12 protein-coding genes and 1 pseudogene are annotated in these 14390 nt (G+C 60.3%); 4 read left to right on the forward strand and 9 right to left on the reverse strand.

Annotated features, from left to right (window positions below):
- Both QRO95_RS06290 and QRO95_RS06295 read left to right on the forward strand, forming a co-directional pair.
- Positions 1-309: hypothetical protein (locus QRO95_RS06290; protein WP_404830335.1), on the forward strand; the 309-nt coding region annotated here is incomplete at its 5' end.
- A gap of 45 nt (positions 310-354) precedes the next feature.
- A complete protein-coding gene (locus tag QRO95_RS06295; RefSeq protein WP_285301986.1) occupies positions 355-849 on the forward strand; it encodes a cold-shock protein in 495 nt (164 codons plus the stop codon).
- 735 nt (positions 850-1584) lie between these two features.
- Here QRO95_RS06295 and QRO95_RS06300 read toward each other — a convergent pair.
- The 6 genes from QRO95_RS06300 to QRO95_RS06325 form a co-directional block, all read right to left on the reverse strand.
- Complete coding sequence (locus tag QRO95_RS06300) at positions 1585-2832, reverse strand: ABC transporter permease (protein WP_229301139.1); 1248 nt, start codon at positions 2830-2832, stop codon at positions 1585-1587.
- Positions 2829-4136, reverse strand: a complete 1308-nt coding sequence (locus tag QRO95_RS06305; protein ID WP_285301988.1) for an ABC transporter permease — start codon at positions 4134-4136, stop codon at positions 2829-2831. Before QRO95_RS06305 ends, QRO95_RS06300 begins: the two co-directional genes overlap by 4 nt.
- Before the next feature lie 10 nt (positions 4137-4146).
- The gene (locus QRO95_RS06310; protein WP_049400811.1) at positions 4147-4920 is read right to left on the reverse strand and encodes a class I SAM-dependent methyltransferase; all 774 of its coding nucleotides are present in this window, start codon (positions 4918-4920) and stop codon (positions 4147-4149) included.
- Entirely contained in the window at positions 4910-5755 is an 846-nt protein-coding gene (locus tag QRO95_RS06315; protein ID WP_285301989.1) for a hypothetical protein, read from the reverse strand. The genes QRO95_RS06310 and QRO95_RS06315 overlap by 11 nt, the downstream gene beginning before the upstream one ends.
- Entirely contained in the window at positions 5752-6999 is a 1248-nt protein-coding gene (locus QRO95_RS06320) for a hypothetical protein (RefSeq protein ID WP_152905172.1), read from the reverse strand. Before QRO95_RS06320 ends, QRO95_RS06315 begins: the two co-directional genes overlap by 4 nt.
- 170 nt (positions 7000-7169) lie before the next feature.
- Complete coding sequence (locus QRO95_RS06325; protein WP_032127113.1) at positions 7170-7478, reverse strand: hypothetical protein; 309 nt, start codon at positions 7476-7478, stop codon at positions 7170-7172.
- A gap of 447 nt (positions 7479-7925) precedes the next feature.
- On the opposite strand from QRO95_RS06325, the gene QRO95_RS06330 reads away from it, so the two are divergent.
- Together QRO95_RS06330 and QRO95_RS06335 are read left to right on the forward strand one after the other, a co-directional pair.
- A complete protein-coding gene (locus QRO95_RS06330; RefSeq protein WP_049400816.1) occupies positions 7926-8276 on the forward strand; it encodes a helix-turn-helix domain-containing protein in 351 nt (116 codons plus the stop codon).
- Between the two features lie 129 nt (positions 8277-8405).
- A pseudogene (locus tag QRO95_RS06335) lies at positions 8406-9431 on the forward strand (YifB family Mg chelatase-like AAA ATPase); the annotation flags it as partial.
- 1369 nt (positions 9432-10800) lie between these two features.
- Here QRO95_RS06335 and QRO95_RS06340 read toward each other — a convergent pair.
- The 3 genes from QRO95_RS06340 to QRO95_RS06350 all read right to left on the reverse strand — a co-directional run bounded on the left by QRO95_RS06340 (position 10801) and on the right by QRO95_RS06350 (position 13387).
- Positions 10801-11520, reverse strand: a complete 720-nt coding sequence (locus QRO95_RS06340) for a DUF6602 domain-containing protein (RefSeq protein WP_046984188.1) — start codon at positions 11518-11520, stop codon at positions 10801-10803.
- Complete coding sequence (locus QRO95_RS06345; RefSeq protein ID WP_046984187.1) at positions 11517-12278, reverse strand: nucleotidyltransferase domain-containing protein; 762 nt, start codon at positions 12276-12278, stop codon at positions 11517-11519. The genes QRO95_RS06340 and QRO95_RS06345 overlap by 4 nt, the downstream gene beginning before the upstream one ends.
- An 830-nt stretch (positions 12279-13108) precedes the next feature.
- Positions 13109-13387, reverse strand: coding sequence for a helix-turn-helix transcriptional regulator (locus QRO95_RS06350; RefSeq protein ID WP_046984211.1), 279 nt, complete (start codon positions 13385-13387; stop codon positions 13109-13111).
- Between the last annotated feature and the right edge of the window lie 1003 nt (positions 13388-14390).

Raw genomic sequence — 14390 nt, forward strand, 5'->3', positions numbered from 1 at the left:
TCGATCGCTCCAGCCCCGGCCCCCAACAGCCTCATCGCCATCCTGCACGCCATCGGTGCGGGCGCTGCGGCCGACGGCCAGCCCTGGCCCGAGCGCCATCACCTGCGCAGCCGGCAAATGGCGTTGTCCGATGCCGACTGCGCGCTCACCGGCCAACGCATCGTGCAGGAGATCCTGCTGGCGGCCGAGCGCACGCGCCAGAACGGTGAGCCCGAGCAGTACGTGGGCGACCGGGTGATGGAGGGGCTGGTGATGGCCGATCTGGCGCTGACCGCCTACATCCACGAGCGAATGCGACCCAAGGACTGAGCGCGCTTATTGCGCGGAGTTTTCTGCCTGTGTGCGGGGTGACGAATGAAGATGCACGGCCTTGCCGCTGCAGCGGTGTGCATCGCGGTGATCGGCGCGATGTGGTTGGAGTGGCCCGAGCCAGCGGGCGATCAGGTGTGGGCCTACCAGAAGCTGCGGCCGGCCGATTACCGCCAGCTGCGCAGTGATGCGCTCGGCTTCGTTACCGCGAAGGCATACGAGGGCTTTGAACTGCACGCGCGCCATGCCGGAGCGACGTCCTTCGAGATCCGGTGCAAGGGCGTGCTGGTGATGGACGTGGAGAATGCGCCCTCGCGCGTGCTGATCCGGATGTCCGCAGATGCACTTACGCGGGCGCCGGATATCGAACGCCTGCGTCTCAGTTTCGAGCGATGGTGGGACTACCACCAGAGCCAGGACGGGTTGCTGGTGGAGAGTGCAGGAACCTCGTGGATCGAAGCGCTGTTTCGACGCTTCAATGAGTACGTGCCTGATGAGCAGCGTTGTTTGTTGAGGACCGCGGGCCGCCCTTGGTCGTAATCCCTCTAGCCGCTTCGCCAGCGACTCACAACGTCAGCCCGCAGAGTGCCCGTCGCGCCATCGAGCGTTCTCTGTCTACCCTCCGCAGATCATCAAATTGGGCTCCGTCGCATTAAACGAATTGCGACGCCGTCATCGATCAGATTCGCTTCCGGCCAGAGGCTGACCTCTCCGGGTACTCGACGAACCCGGCACCACACGTAGCAATCCTACCCTCGTGTGATCCTGGCCTGATGCTCGAGCATCAGGGGCAGCGCCGACATCATGGGCGGTCCGTACTGACGGAAACGGAGCCGTCCTCCCTCAGCCGGACGCTTACATAAACATCTGACGGAGGTATCTGATTGATCGAAGCCCCCGCGGGAAGGATCTCCCAACTGGTGACCGAGCCGCAGACTGTTTTATGAGTCAACCTGCGACTATCCAACGCCCGTCTGGAAAGCTCGGAAACAACCACTTCAGGTGGGTGGCGATCAAAGCCCTTGTCGGCAGTGCAGGTCTTTCCACTCTGACCCATGGGATACGTTGAACTCTCCACCTCGTCCCTGCACCCCAGCAGACCCAGGATGAGCGAGAGGAGGGTTAGTATCCGAATGCATCGCATTGCCGGTTACTCCTTTCTTCCACTGCCCTGTTATACGCCTTGTCTATCGCAACTCCTCCGAGTCGCCATCGCGTAGCCGTAAGGAACGGTGCTTTGGCGCGAGCACTGGCCGGATGACAGACCCGTCCGGGTCAGGCGCTGCGCAGGATCGCCACCGGGGCTTCTTTGGCTGCTCGTCGGGCCGGAACAAATGCTGCGGCCTGGCCCAACAGAAGCACGGTCAGTACGCCAATGGCGAGAAATGGCGTCTCGATCCTGGCCACCTCGTAGTACCGGGCCACGGCCATGTTCAGGCCGATGGCCAGTACGGTGCCGACAACAGACCCGGTGGCGGTGAGAATCAGGTTCTCCACCAGGAAGTACCGAAGGATGTCGGATTTCCGGGCACCCAATGCGCGCCGGATACCGATCTGACGATACCGCTTGCGAACCCAGAAGCTGGCCAGTCCGTACACGCCCGTAGCCGTTACCACCAACAGCGCCAACCCGGAGCTCAGGAACATTATCGCCATGGTCTGATCGTGGCGGAAGTAGTCGGCGCGCAGTTCCCGGAACGAGGTGCTGCGGGCGATGGTGCGGTTTGCGTCGCGCTGCGACAAGGCCGCCTCACTGGACGCAATCACATCCGCCAGCCGCCCATCCGCGGCACGGATGGCGAACATCACGCGAGGCCCGTCCGGAATCAGCGGCAGGATGAGTGACATGTCATTGTCTGCATCGGTCTTCAGAACAGGCCGGGAAAGCGACTTGACGATGCCGACCACCTGGATGGGATGCTGCGCATCGGCATACAGGAACTTGCCGACTGCGCCGCCTTCCGGAAACAGCTTGTCTGCCAGTGCCTGCGAGACAACGGCCTCGCTTGCCTTGTAGAGCCCGGCATAGTCGGCGCTGGCCTCCATCGGCACGAACGCTCCCGCAGACAGGTCACGGCCGGCAACAAGGGTCAGGCCCAACACCTGGACTGCTGGCGAAGATGCCGTGTAGACAGTCGGCTCTGCCTCGACGATACCGGAGATGTCATTGCCTTCAAGCACCTTGTTGGTGAATCCCACCGACCAGCTGCGCTGGGAAAGGGGAAGCGACTCTGCTGCGACTACCTGTTCGACGCCTGGCTGTTGCCGGATGGCCTCCAGGTCGGTCCTGATCGAGGCTGCAGGGTTGGCTGCTGCAGGCCCCAGGTACTCGGTCTCGATGACGCCCAGGTTCGCCTCTTCCAGGCCCGTCTTGTAGGTGAGGGTTCCCAGCCGCTCGGACAGCAGAAACGCAAGGTTCGTCACGCACGCGGTGGCAACCAGCACCTGCACCAGAAGAATGGACGCGATGACGCGGTTGCGGGTGAGCGCGCGGACGACAAGGGGAACTTCTGCAATGCTCATTCTGACGCCTTGATCTGCATGGCCAGACGGCCCGAGGTAGCGCGCAGCGCAGGGAAGAACGCAGCGATCACGCTGGAGACACACGCCAGGCCCATGGTGAGAGCGGCCATGCTGAGATCCATGTTGGCCAGCGAGGCGTAGTCTTCCGGCTGCGTCCGCACAAGGTAGAGGCCGGCCTCTGCAACGATCAACCCTACCGCCCCGCCCAAGCCGCCGATGATCAGTGCTTCAGTGCAGAGCTGATAGATGACGTCCTGCCGACGCGCACCCAGCGCCCGACGGACCGATATTTCATGGGACCGGCGGATGAAGCGGGCGAAGATCAAGGCACTCATGTTCAGCAGGCAAACGATCAGGAACCCCAGGCACAGCGCCAACTGCAGCTTCACCTCGTTGGGGATGATGCGATGCTCGACCAGGAAGTCCTTCAGGGACACCATCCGCGGTGCAGTTGTCCTGTCAAACCTTCCCGCCTGGTGCTGTGCACGTGCGTAGTTGCCCAGGAAGCGCTCGTACTGCTCGACACTGGCCGCGTCAGGCAACTCCGCCCAGAACTGGATCCACGACGTGCGAGCGTCCTGCAGGCGATTGGGGGATTTGTCACCACTCCATGAAAAGACGCTGTTGGACACCGTCATCTGCATCTCTGCCGCGACACCTAACGGTATGAAGAAGTCTTCGCGCCCCTTGAACACGTCCTGCTGAAGGTCCGTATAGAACCGTGGGCGCGGGCTCCACGGACCGGCAACACCCACCACCGTGAATGCCTGGCCACCCAGCCGAACAGTCGTACCCACCAGGCCTTCACCGCCCAAATGAGCAGCCAGATCCTGACCCAGCACGACAACCCGGGCGCGGGCAGCATCATCTTCACGCGTCCAGGCCCTGCCCTGCACCACTGGGATGCCGAACATGGCAAACGCATCCGCAGTGACATACTGCCCTTGCGTGAAGAATGGAATCTGCACGCTGCGCTGCGCATCCACCAATAGACGAGCAGATGCCAGCGCGGCCTGATGGGAGGCCGGGGCCTGCCGCAGCAGGTTCTGGGCATCTACCCAGGTAAGGGCCACCCGCGGGTCCATGCCAGGCCTGACGTCGTAGGAGGTGGGGAGTGCGTCGATGAAGGGGTGATAGAGATGCTCGCTTCGCCCCGGCAGTGGATCCCACGTCATTGTCCGCACGACGGTCAACATCGTCATGCTCGCGCCAATGCCCAACCCCAGCGCCAGGATCAGCGCGGCGCTCATTCCCTTGGTTTTCAGAAGCCTTGTGCGGGCCAGCGCAAAGTAATGGCCTAACATATACGTCTCTCTAATGCAGGAATGTGGCCGCAGTCGGAATCACGTCCACCGGTTCAATCGAGATCCACGCTGTGCTGTTCTGCGCCCTGTCGCGGGCTTCCAGCAGATGCATCAGGCGGAAGCGCGAGCGCTGGACGATCCGAAGGATCGCTTCGATGCCCTTCTCGCTGCGATCCTTGATGAACGCCCTGGGTATCTTGTTCTGATTCAGGGCGTCCACAACGGCTTCCAGGGTCAGGTAACCAAGCCGCTGGGTAGAGGCACTGTCGATGAAGATCGAGGCGCTTTCCGCCATGCGCGGCAGAAACGCCGCTAGCAAGGCCTGGATGCTGTCCTGGGAGTGATTGAAGTCGGAGAAGACCATGTCAATTCCGCCGTCAAAGGCGGGGGCCCGGGCAATATCGGCAAAGCCGATTTCCTGCCAGTTGGAGACAACGTGATTCTCGACCCCGGCCCACTGGAATACGTGCTTCAGGAAAGCAGGATAGTCCTGCGCCTTTTCCCGCAGCAGATCGGCAAACGGCCCCTGCAGGCCCTCCACAAACCTGATGCCTGGCTCGCTGGAGAAGTGCGAGCCATTGTCGTAGGTGTGAATGACACCGCCACCGTTCTCCCGCAGCGCACCGGCCATCCAGGCCGCAGTGACGCCAAACCCGGTACCCAGTTCAACCACGATGCGTGGGCGCATCCGCTTGACCAAGCTGTACAGCAGTACGCACAGATCCTCGCTTCCGTAGACCCAGCCCATGGACTCGCGCAGCGAGCTCAGCTTTTCAAGCAGCATTCACACCTCCGGCGTTGCCGGCAAGCAACCACGCATCCAACGCATCCTGCACAGCCGCATCGGCCGCGACGGAACGAAGGTAAGGCGAGAATGCATGGAAGGTTACCGCCTCATCCGTCACGTACAGGAGCATCTCTCCCGCTTCGGATCGGAAGGCGTGTGCGGCCGCTCGCGTTAGTTGCTCGCACACACCACCATCGACCTCAATGCTTTCACGGGGAAAGTGGATTCCGTTGCAGTCCCGCCCAAGGAACCACGCAACCACGGGGACGCCCTTCGGCCTGGAAACGTGGAACTGGTGTCTGCGGCGCTCTTCATCATCAAGCTGCCGTTCCTGCCGCCAGTCAAAAAGTGACCATACCGACTTCTGCATGGGGTCTTCGATGCGGGACAGGTCTGGTTCTTCGTAGCCAAAACTGTAGGCGAAGTCAGGCGTGTTCGCGCCTGGAAGAGCGCGTTCGAGTTCAAACCACTGCACGTTCAATGGAGCCAGGCACCGGGACACACCGCGCGTGCCCGTGTCGTGACAGAGGCTCACCCCCAGCGCCAGAAGCGGCTGCAGGCGGATATGGAACCAGCGGGCGTCCACTCCGCGCTCGGCCAGAAACTGTTCGATCTGCGTTCCTGCCAGTGAGAAGACCCGATTCACCACATTGGCTCCGCGGAACAGACGCTCGAGATGCGCACCTGGGCTCAAGCGGAGTACTTCGGGCCAGGGTTGGCCCTCCATTACCGGGATCAGTTCATCAATGTGCATGGCAGGGACACCTGTAGCCATGGCCCGCAGGGCGACAGGATCAAGGTGATCCGCATGGATGACGACCGTTCTGCTCATTGCTGCCACTCCCCATAGCGATACTGCCGCTTCATTTCGGCCTGCATTCGATCGATCATCTGCCCAACCTCACTATTGATGGCGTCCTTGGTCATCAACCGACCACTGAGATCCTGCTCGATCAGGAAGCCGGCAGCGCAGACGGCCAGCCTGCGTTGGACGTGGCGCTTGGCGGTTTCACCCAGGTCCGGCGAGACTTCAAGATGACGTTTCAGCAAGCGGTGGCACACGTAGTAGACGAAGACAGCGTGGATGTAGGAGGAGTTGGGAATGGGATTCCCGGACCAGGGAGATACGACACGATGCTGGTAGTCATTGGCAACGAAGAATCCGTTCGCCAGCTCCCATGCGGCCAGATAGTTGTGGGTGCTTTCATGCATGATGCTCTCCATGCATGCCTCAACCAGAAGTTCAGGGTTATGCGTGTTCAGCAGTCGAATGGAACCCGGCTGCCTCGGCACATGCTCCGAGCCGTAGCGCCCGGCTTCATCGGAGGTGACGTCTGCCGACTTGCGTACGGTGATCCGCCGGACGAAGTTGCGGATGAGAAGGCCGTACATGGGTTCTGCACTATCGATCGCCGCCAGTGCGTCTGACAGCTTTCGCGAGACATGCTCGCGCTCCGCATCGGTCAGCGGCAGGCACGGTTGGCTCAGCACTCCAGAGCGTGGCTCATGATGCCGCGCCGGTGGGCTCTCAAGATCCAACGCGATACAGTCACCCAGCTTCGGCAACTGCCGAAGGGTCCACACGCCCGTGGCATCCTTTTCCGCAACGCAGTCTCCAACTGGACTGTAGAGCTGCCACTGCCGCGCCTCCCTCAGGTACCTGCCTGTCCGTCCCTGTGCCAGTTCGGCGATCGACTTCTCCCGAGCGATGATGTCGTGCAGCGCGCCAAGCGCGCGGGCCTGTTCCTCCGCCCTCTCCTGCTCGTCGGCTCCCGCCTCCAGCCTACCCTTCCGTGCGGACTCCAGGCACAGATACTGCTCACAGAACTCGGAACTGAGCAGTACGCGGGCTTGGTGATCGGCACCGATTGACTGGTACATCTGGTGCATGACACGAGCCATGGCCCCGTACTGCTGGTCGGCAAGCACTTCCTGAAGTCGCGCTCTCATCCTGCGGAGTCTTGACCAGAGGATGCCCTCGACGACCGACTCCATGCTTTCTGTTGCATCTGCGATTTCCATCAGGCAGATCGGGTTTTTTACATCTGGCGGTTGGGCCTGGGCCATCGAACTCATTCTCCTACTCCATGTGGTGATCGCCGTCCTCGCCACTTGCTTCTGGCAGCTCTTATCCACCCTTCAAATCCACTTTGAGGCCGAAGACAAGAAGCCACCTCCGGCCTCCATAGGCTCTGCATGACAGTGATTCACGTGCAAGGGGCGGAGAGATCCCCGCCCCTCTCTCTTCAGACGTCGAATCGGGAATCCGCGGCAATGCGCGAAGCAAATGCCATCTGCTTGCTCGCCGTGTCATGATGGTGATGGGATCCGAATGAATCGGAGTGATGGTGCCCATCTGCGAGAAGCGCGGATTTTTCGTCTCTGAACTCACTGATGCTCAGAGACTGCATATCCGCCTGGATGGACGTCGACGCCGCAATGTCATTGGCGAAATCTCCGTTCGATGCAGCAGCAGAAGCCGAACCTGCTGCCGCGACACCCGCAATGATCAGCGTGAGGGACGAGAGAGTCTTTACAGCAGTGCGTTGGGTCATTTTTCTTTACTCCATGTAATGGTGGGCATTTGATCTTCTGAGCTGCGAACGTGATCAGCGTTGTGGCTCAACTTGATTCAACGGCCCGCCGGCATCCAGCTGCAACCTCGCTGCTGTGCCGCGCACAGCTTCCGCCGCGCGCGGGCGGTTGTGCCCCAGCTTTCACTACGTGCAGAGGGCAACCATCACCAATCGAGTGCTTGAATTTGCGCTTGCGTGCTGGCCCCGAAAGGACGTCACTGTCGCTAACGTCTTGGCCAAAGATAGGGAGGACGCGGCGTTCATCCCGTATCGCCACGTGTCAGAAGCAGCGTCCTCAGCGCATTCAAGAAGATATTCGTGCGAGAACCGACATATGTAGAACTGCTACAGAATTGACGATCTGTATTGGCGCTCACACACTTCCCCGCACGCCCTGTGCAAGGGAGCATAGGAAGGGGAGTATTCATGGAGTTCCGCACTGATTCACTGTCCGCCCGGATCCGCGTTGCGCGTATCAGCAACGGGCTATCTCAAACCGATCTCGCCAAAGCCCTGAACGTAAACCGGGCGACGGTGGGCCACTGGGAACGCGAACTAGGCTTCGTGCCGTCTATCGACCATCTGCATGCGTTGAGCAGGGTCACGTGCGTGAGCGTATCTTGGCTGATTACGGGGAACACCATCGCCGATGGTGGGAAGCCTGAAGGTATGCGCCTGCAGATGGAAGCCCACATGTTGACGGCATCGCGCAACCTTCCGATCTCCCTCCTCGACAACATTGTTGAGTTGATGAGGTCTGCCGAACGACATATCTGACGTCGTCCCGACGACTGAACCACACGTAGTGGCTGGCCGGACAAATCCTATATACACCGCCGGAGTACTCCGATGGTGATCGGCGCACCGCCGCCGCACCATCAAGCGCCCCTCTGCAGGAAACCACACATGAGCCTGGCGCTGGTCCACAGTCGCGCCCGCGCCGGGGTCGATGCCCCGCTGGTGCGGGTGGAAGTGCATCTCTCTGGCGGCCTTCCTGTCACTCAGATCGTGGGCTTGGCCGAAACCAGCGTGCGCGAATCTCGCGAGCGCGTCCGTGCCGCCCTGCTCTGCGCACGCTTCGACTTTCCGCAGCGCCGCATCACTCTGAACTTGGCGCCTGCCGACCTGCCCAAGGAGGGCGGCCGCTACGACCTAGCCATCGCGCTGGGCATTCTGGCGGCCAGCGGCCAGGTCGATCCGCAGTCGCTGCTGCAGTACGAATTCCTGGGCGAGCTTGGCCTGACCGGTGAACTGCGGCCGGTGGCCGGCGCGCTGCCGGCGGCGATTGCGGCGGCCGAAGCCGGACGCATCCTGGTGGTGCCGCCGGGCAATGCCGCAGAAGCTGCTCTGGCCGAGCACGCCGATGTGCGGGTGGCCCGTACCCTGCTGGAATGCTGCGCGGGGCTTGGCAATCCGCGCCTGCTGCCACCCGTGGAGCGCGTGGACACGACGCCCCTGCCACTGCCCGATTTGGCCGACGTGCGCGGGCAGGCGCATGCGCGGCGTGCATTGGAGGTCGCCGCTGCGGGTGGGCACCATCTATTGCTGATCGGTAGCCCTGGCTGCGGCAAGACACTACTGGCCTCGCGCCTGCCCAGTCTGTTGCCGGATACCGAAGAGACTGAGGCGCTGCAGCTGGCCGCGATTGCATCGGTGAGTGGCGAAGGGTTGGACCCAAGACGATGGCGGCAGCGGCCCTTTCGAGCGCCGCATCATAGTGCGAGTGCGGCGGCGCTGGTGGGTGGCGGCAACCCACCCTGCCCCGGTGAGATCTCGCTGGCCCATCACGGTGTCCTTTTCCTCGATGAGCTTCCAGAGTGGAACCGAAGCGCGTTGGAAACCCTGCGCGAGCCGCTGGAGTCCGGCCACATCCGCATCGCCCGCGCGGCGCGCAGCGTGCAGTATCCCGCGCGGTTCCAACTGGTGGCAGCTTTTGTGAGGAATCTCACCATATAGGCATTTAGGTCGTCAGGGATGACCAATCGAGCCGACCAGTTCTTCACGGCAGACGGCAAAGAGCACCGAGCAGTCGCGACGGATACTTTATGATTGCCACAGCCCCCAAAGGGGTCACTGAGTAATCTTAGCTATTGCCGTGAGCATTCCAGGAACCAAGCCCGTCCGAAAGTACATCATTCCCCTCGCATTTCTGCTTGCCTTCGGAATGCCGCTAGTTTGCGTACTAGTAGCGAGACTGTTCGGTGATCTGTGCTGGCCGCAGAGAATCGGAGCGATTTACATCGGATTGTCAGTTCTTGTGCAGGGATACATTGCGGCTGATCAGTCAAAGGTCTGCCATGAGCTGAGCGACGGGACAACACTTCGCCAACACATCAATCAGACCGGCTTCACAATGGCCCTGTTCGGAACACTCTTCGCTGCGCTCGGGGATCTGCCCGGAAGCTACTACGGTGTTGCCATGTGCCGTGGCTAAACTCACCATCGAAATACACATTGAGGTCGCGCCCTGCTCCTCACTTTGAATGACCGTTGGACGCGAGCTTGGGCTTATCCATACAGTACTTCGTAACGTCGGAGCCCATCACAAGATGCCGACCCACGCGTCACAGCTATCGGCCGCTTTGGACCACTCAGCGTCGTCACAGCAGCTGCCCATCAATCATCGATTTCGCACTAGGTACGAGCACCCCGAAGCACGCCGGCAAAATTATTAGTCAGTTCCGCGGCCGGTGTTGCGCCGTCGAGTAGCCCATGAGGTGAAGGGAACCACTCGACCTCTCCCCCACCGGTGGTACGACGCAGACCCTACCGATCGCCAAAATGCTACCTACTATCAATCAATGGGGATACGCCCACAGCAGGTAGTTCGAGGAATCCTCGGGCACATCTGCTCCGTAGGCCGCGGAAGGAACGACGAGCGCCTCAGCAGGCACCTCTTCAACCCCGACTCCGGTCTTCCTCATGGAGTCCGCCTTAGCTACTGGGTCTACCCCTAGGCAGGACACACAGCGATTCGCGACTTCGCGCTGGGCAACTTTGCCACTGGCATTTCCAGCGTTGGGAATCTGCTCAAAAGCTACCCGCTCGCCTTCGCCAAGGCATGGAGCAAGGACTTCGTTTTGATTGGTACGCCGACATCGGGCCCGCCGACGAAGTTGATCCTCACTTGGACTTTGTGGCCCTCCTGGACAGCTATGGCCAGAGCATGTGCGAGGCAACCGCTACGCTGGCATGCACGATGAAGGAGCATTCATCGCCAAGGAGAGAAACCCCCAAAGCCTGGTGCGCAGATTGCGCCATTGTGACCGCATGCCCCAGCGGCAGGCATTCCCTTGCCAATCTACGGGATGTGTTTGGCGTAGCTACGAATGTCGAGCATCGGTACCGTTCCGAGCTCCTGCAGCCTAGCCATCAGTTCAAGCAAGAACCTTGTGGTTGCCCGCGGCCCAGCCTGCCGTTCGAGCGCGCCTTCATCGTTCATGAAGAACGTACCCGCATCTGCAATACAGCCCATATCCAGCTGTCTATTCCCGGCTTGACCAAGAACATGGTCGGCCAGGGTCTGTCCCAGCGGTGGCACCCACGGGCAGCTCAATGACAGCAACCCGGCGAGAATGCGAGCCGGCTCCTTCGCTGGTTTGGGACCATCGACTGTAGGCACCGGCATGGTGGTTCTGATCAGGCGCCTCACACTCTCTGCCTTGAATTGCGCATAGCCGATAGTCTCCGCGCTCGTTACCTGCTTGGCCTCAAAGACCGCATACACACTCTCCGCAGGAACGTAGTGCACCCCCAAGTAGGTGAACACCAATGGGGAGTATTGGCGATCGTGTATAACCACGTCGATCTGCTGACTGAAGTTCCCCTCGCTATCCACAACGTGGGCCTTGCTGACCACGTACCGCTTGGGCAAGTAGCTGCTTAGCAGATCGATCCAGACCTGTTCACTTGCATCTCCCTTGTCGGTGGGGTGATGCAACGCAAGGCGGGCAGTTCTGAGCGCGGCCTCCACCTGCTCGTGCAAGTGATCCAGAAGGTTGGGAAGTGATGGCTGATTCATTGGACGATGCTGCCCCATGTCTCTTGCGCAAGCGCAACCTGAGCGGCGCGCTCAATCGCAAGTTTGTCTGCAAACGTAAGATCATCAGAGATCGCGTTGTTCGCGTTAGCGGGGTCTGTAACCCGAGCGGCTACGAAACTATTGGCCAAGAAGCGAAGCACCACCAGAACGCGCTCGGCCAAGCTAACGGAGAAATTGAGCTGCAACGCCCGGATCACAACCAACTCAAGGTAGACCGATGGGAAGTCCAACCTGTTTTGATCCCGCCAGAGCTTGATGATCCTTGTCTCAGGCTGCATGCCGGCCGCGCGTACTACGTCAATGTGGGTTTGAACGTTGGTCTTCGTCCAAGTATCTGCCCGGCTGCGATAGAGACTATAGTCTGTGGTGAGCGCCGTTTGTTGTTTCCCAGGCACAAGATCCACATCAATCTGAGCCACCCGAATGCCCAGAGACACATCCTGCTTACGCACAACGTAGCCCGCATCTGTCAGAGCGTTGAAGAGCGTCAGGTAGATCTGCTTAAGACTATCGGGAGTCGAAGGACGCAAGGAAATAAAGAGATCCACATCAGTGCCACTCTTATTGGCTGTCCCCTTCGCGAAGGATCCGCTTGGAGTTACTGACTGCACGTACCGACCGCCCCAGGCATTGATCACCGGGGTCAGCGTTGCCCTCGCTAAGAACGCAGGGGAGAGCAAGGACGTATCGACGGCCTCTCTCGTAAGAATCGCCTTCAGGTACAGGTCTCCAGTCAAGCCCGATCTCCGTATCGTTCCTTGCCATTGTACGACTCATCCCGGCACCAGCAGCTTCATTGGTGTCCGGCTGGGCACTGTTTCGATACCTGCCATACCTGCCATACCTGCCATGCCCGCCATGCCCACCACGCCCGCCATCCATGATGGCTCTGGATCCTTCAAACCGGCGTAGCATGGCGGGAAGCGACCTTAAGGGCAGCTACCATGGGCGAACTCTCTAATGCAGAGGTGGTCAGACTTGCGGAAGCCGCTCGCCAAACCTTCCGCCAGATCGCGATGGCATGGTCCTTGACCGATCAAGAGCAAAGCGCGCTCCTTGGCAGCCGGTTGAGATCGCCTTTGCTGTCGCATATTCAAGCGCATCCGATGCTACCCGGCCAGAGACGCTTGAGCGCGTGAGCTACCTGATTGGCATTCACGCTGCACTGCACAACACTTTTCCGATCAGCGACACGCCGATGGCTGGATACGTCGGCCGAATACCGGACGTCCGTTCAATGGTGCTATCGCGCTGGCACTGATGTGCAGCGGCCAATTAATCGACCTTGCCGCGGTCCGTGAGCACTGGAGACGAACGGAATGGGGCCCCCTCTAAACTGTGCACGCACTATGCCGGCAGCCAGCTACCTTGAGTCGGCTGGTTGCGGTTGCATAGCAATGAGCATGCCGTATTGGTCGCGAGGCAACTCGAACCAGAACAGTCATTGATCAGACAAGGCCGAACGTTGGCAGCAGCTCAACCAAGAAGGTTCTTCGCTTCACAGGTGGCCCCCGCAGAAAGAGCCCACATGAATCATCTGGCTTGACGCAATCACCACCGTCGCTCGCTAGTGCCGGTCCTTAATCTGGCTGCCGCGCACGCTCTGTAGCATCTTCATGACCTGATCAGAGACCTCAGCCGGAGAGAACCCCAAGGCAGCGGCGATGAGGCAGAACTCCAATACGTCCAAGCGCCGGGCCCCAGACTCAACGGAAGAGACTCGCTGCTGAGGCCACCCCAGATGAGCGGCTAGCCGGGTTTGACTGATACCCAACGACTCACGTCGCTCGCGGAGCAGGCCGACCAACCGAAGGTACGCACTTTGGTAGATCGTCTTGGTAGCCATCAGGTCCGCCTGGAGGAGCGGAACGAAATCTATGGCCGAGCCGGGCACTACATGAAAATTGTGTAGACGACTTTCCGGTGGCTTGCTAGCATCAGAGCCGGTTGAACTGCCGGGGATCGAGTGATCTATGGTCGTGACCAACAGACCCTCATCCCTCCGTGGCCAGACCTCGATGCGCTGCTAGTATCGCTTGGGCCGTTCTACGCGTGCGCGTGGTGTGCGCTCGAGCGCTCCACTTCGATTTCCGCACCTGTGGCCGCTGACACAGCAGTTGCGCAGCACTTGCTGCTGTTCCTTCAGACAGCGGGGGTCCTAGCTGAGACGAGCTCGTCAAATGGCTCTACAAGGCGATCTCTTTACGACCCTATTAGCTGGAGCTATCGGGAGAGCAGTCAGCTGCCTGACGACCTGAGTAGTTCACTAACCCATGCACTTAGAGCATGGCGCCCCTCGCTTGGAGCACAGGACCGACAGTGGCTCTGGCGTCAGCTTTCCGACCGCGAAGCTGCTGCCTATCTCGTGTCATTGCTACGCAAGCATCGGATCCGTACTCAACACGCCGAGGAGATCCTATGTGTACAGGAAAGAGAATGGCGTGAGCTGAGTTTGGGACGCAAGCGATACGTGCTTTGGTCGTCAGTCCGGGGAGCTGCGAGTGAGTTCTTAAGCACCGGCGGCGACGAATCCGCAGCATTGACCGTGCTGAGCCGCGAGATACGCGGTCGAGCAGATTGGCTATCTCGCAAGCAAGCATCAGGAACGCTAAGCAAGTCTGACTACTGCTTTCTGCCGGACCCTGCATGGCGGCGACCGCTGATGGTCGATGTCGCGTTGGAGTGCCTACTGCCTATTGGCGACGACTACTGGCTCGCCCCTCCTATTCTGGCTCGGCAGCAAGAGGGGCCAGGACTCAGATCGCGTCTCTTACGACGCACTCAAACGTAGATAGGCTCCTATCGCATGCGCCCCAGTATCCTCGCCCTCGATCTCGAGGGAACCCTGA

This window comes from Stenotrophomonas maltophilia group sp. Smal13 (assembly GCF_030236855.1).
Taxonomy (GTDB): Bacteria; Pseudomonadota; Gammaproteobacteria; order Xanthomonadales; family Xanthomonadaceae; genus Stenotrophomonas; species Stenotrophomonas maltophilia_A.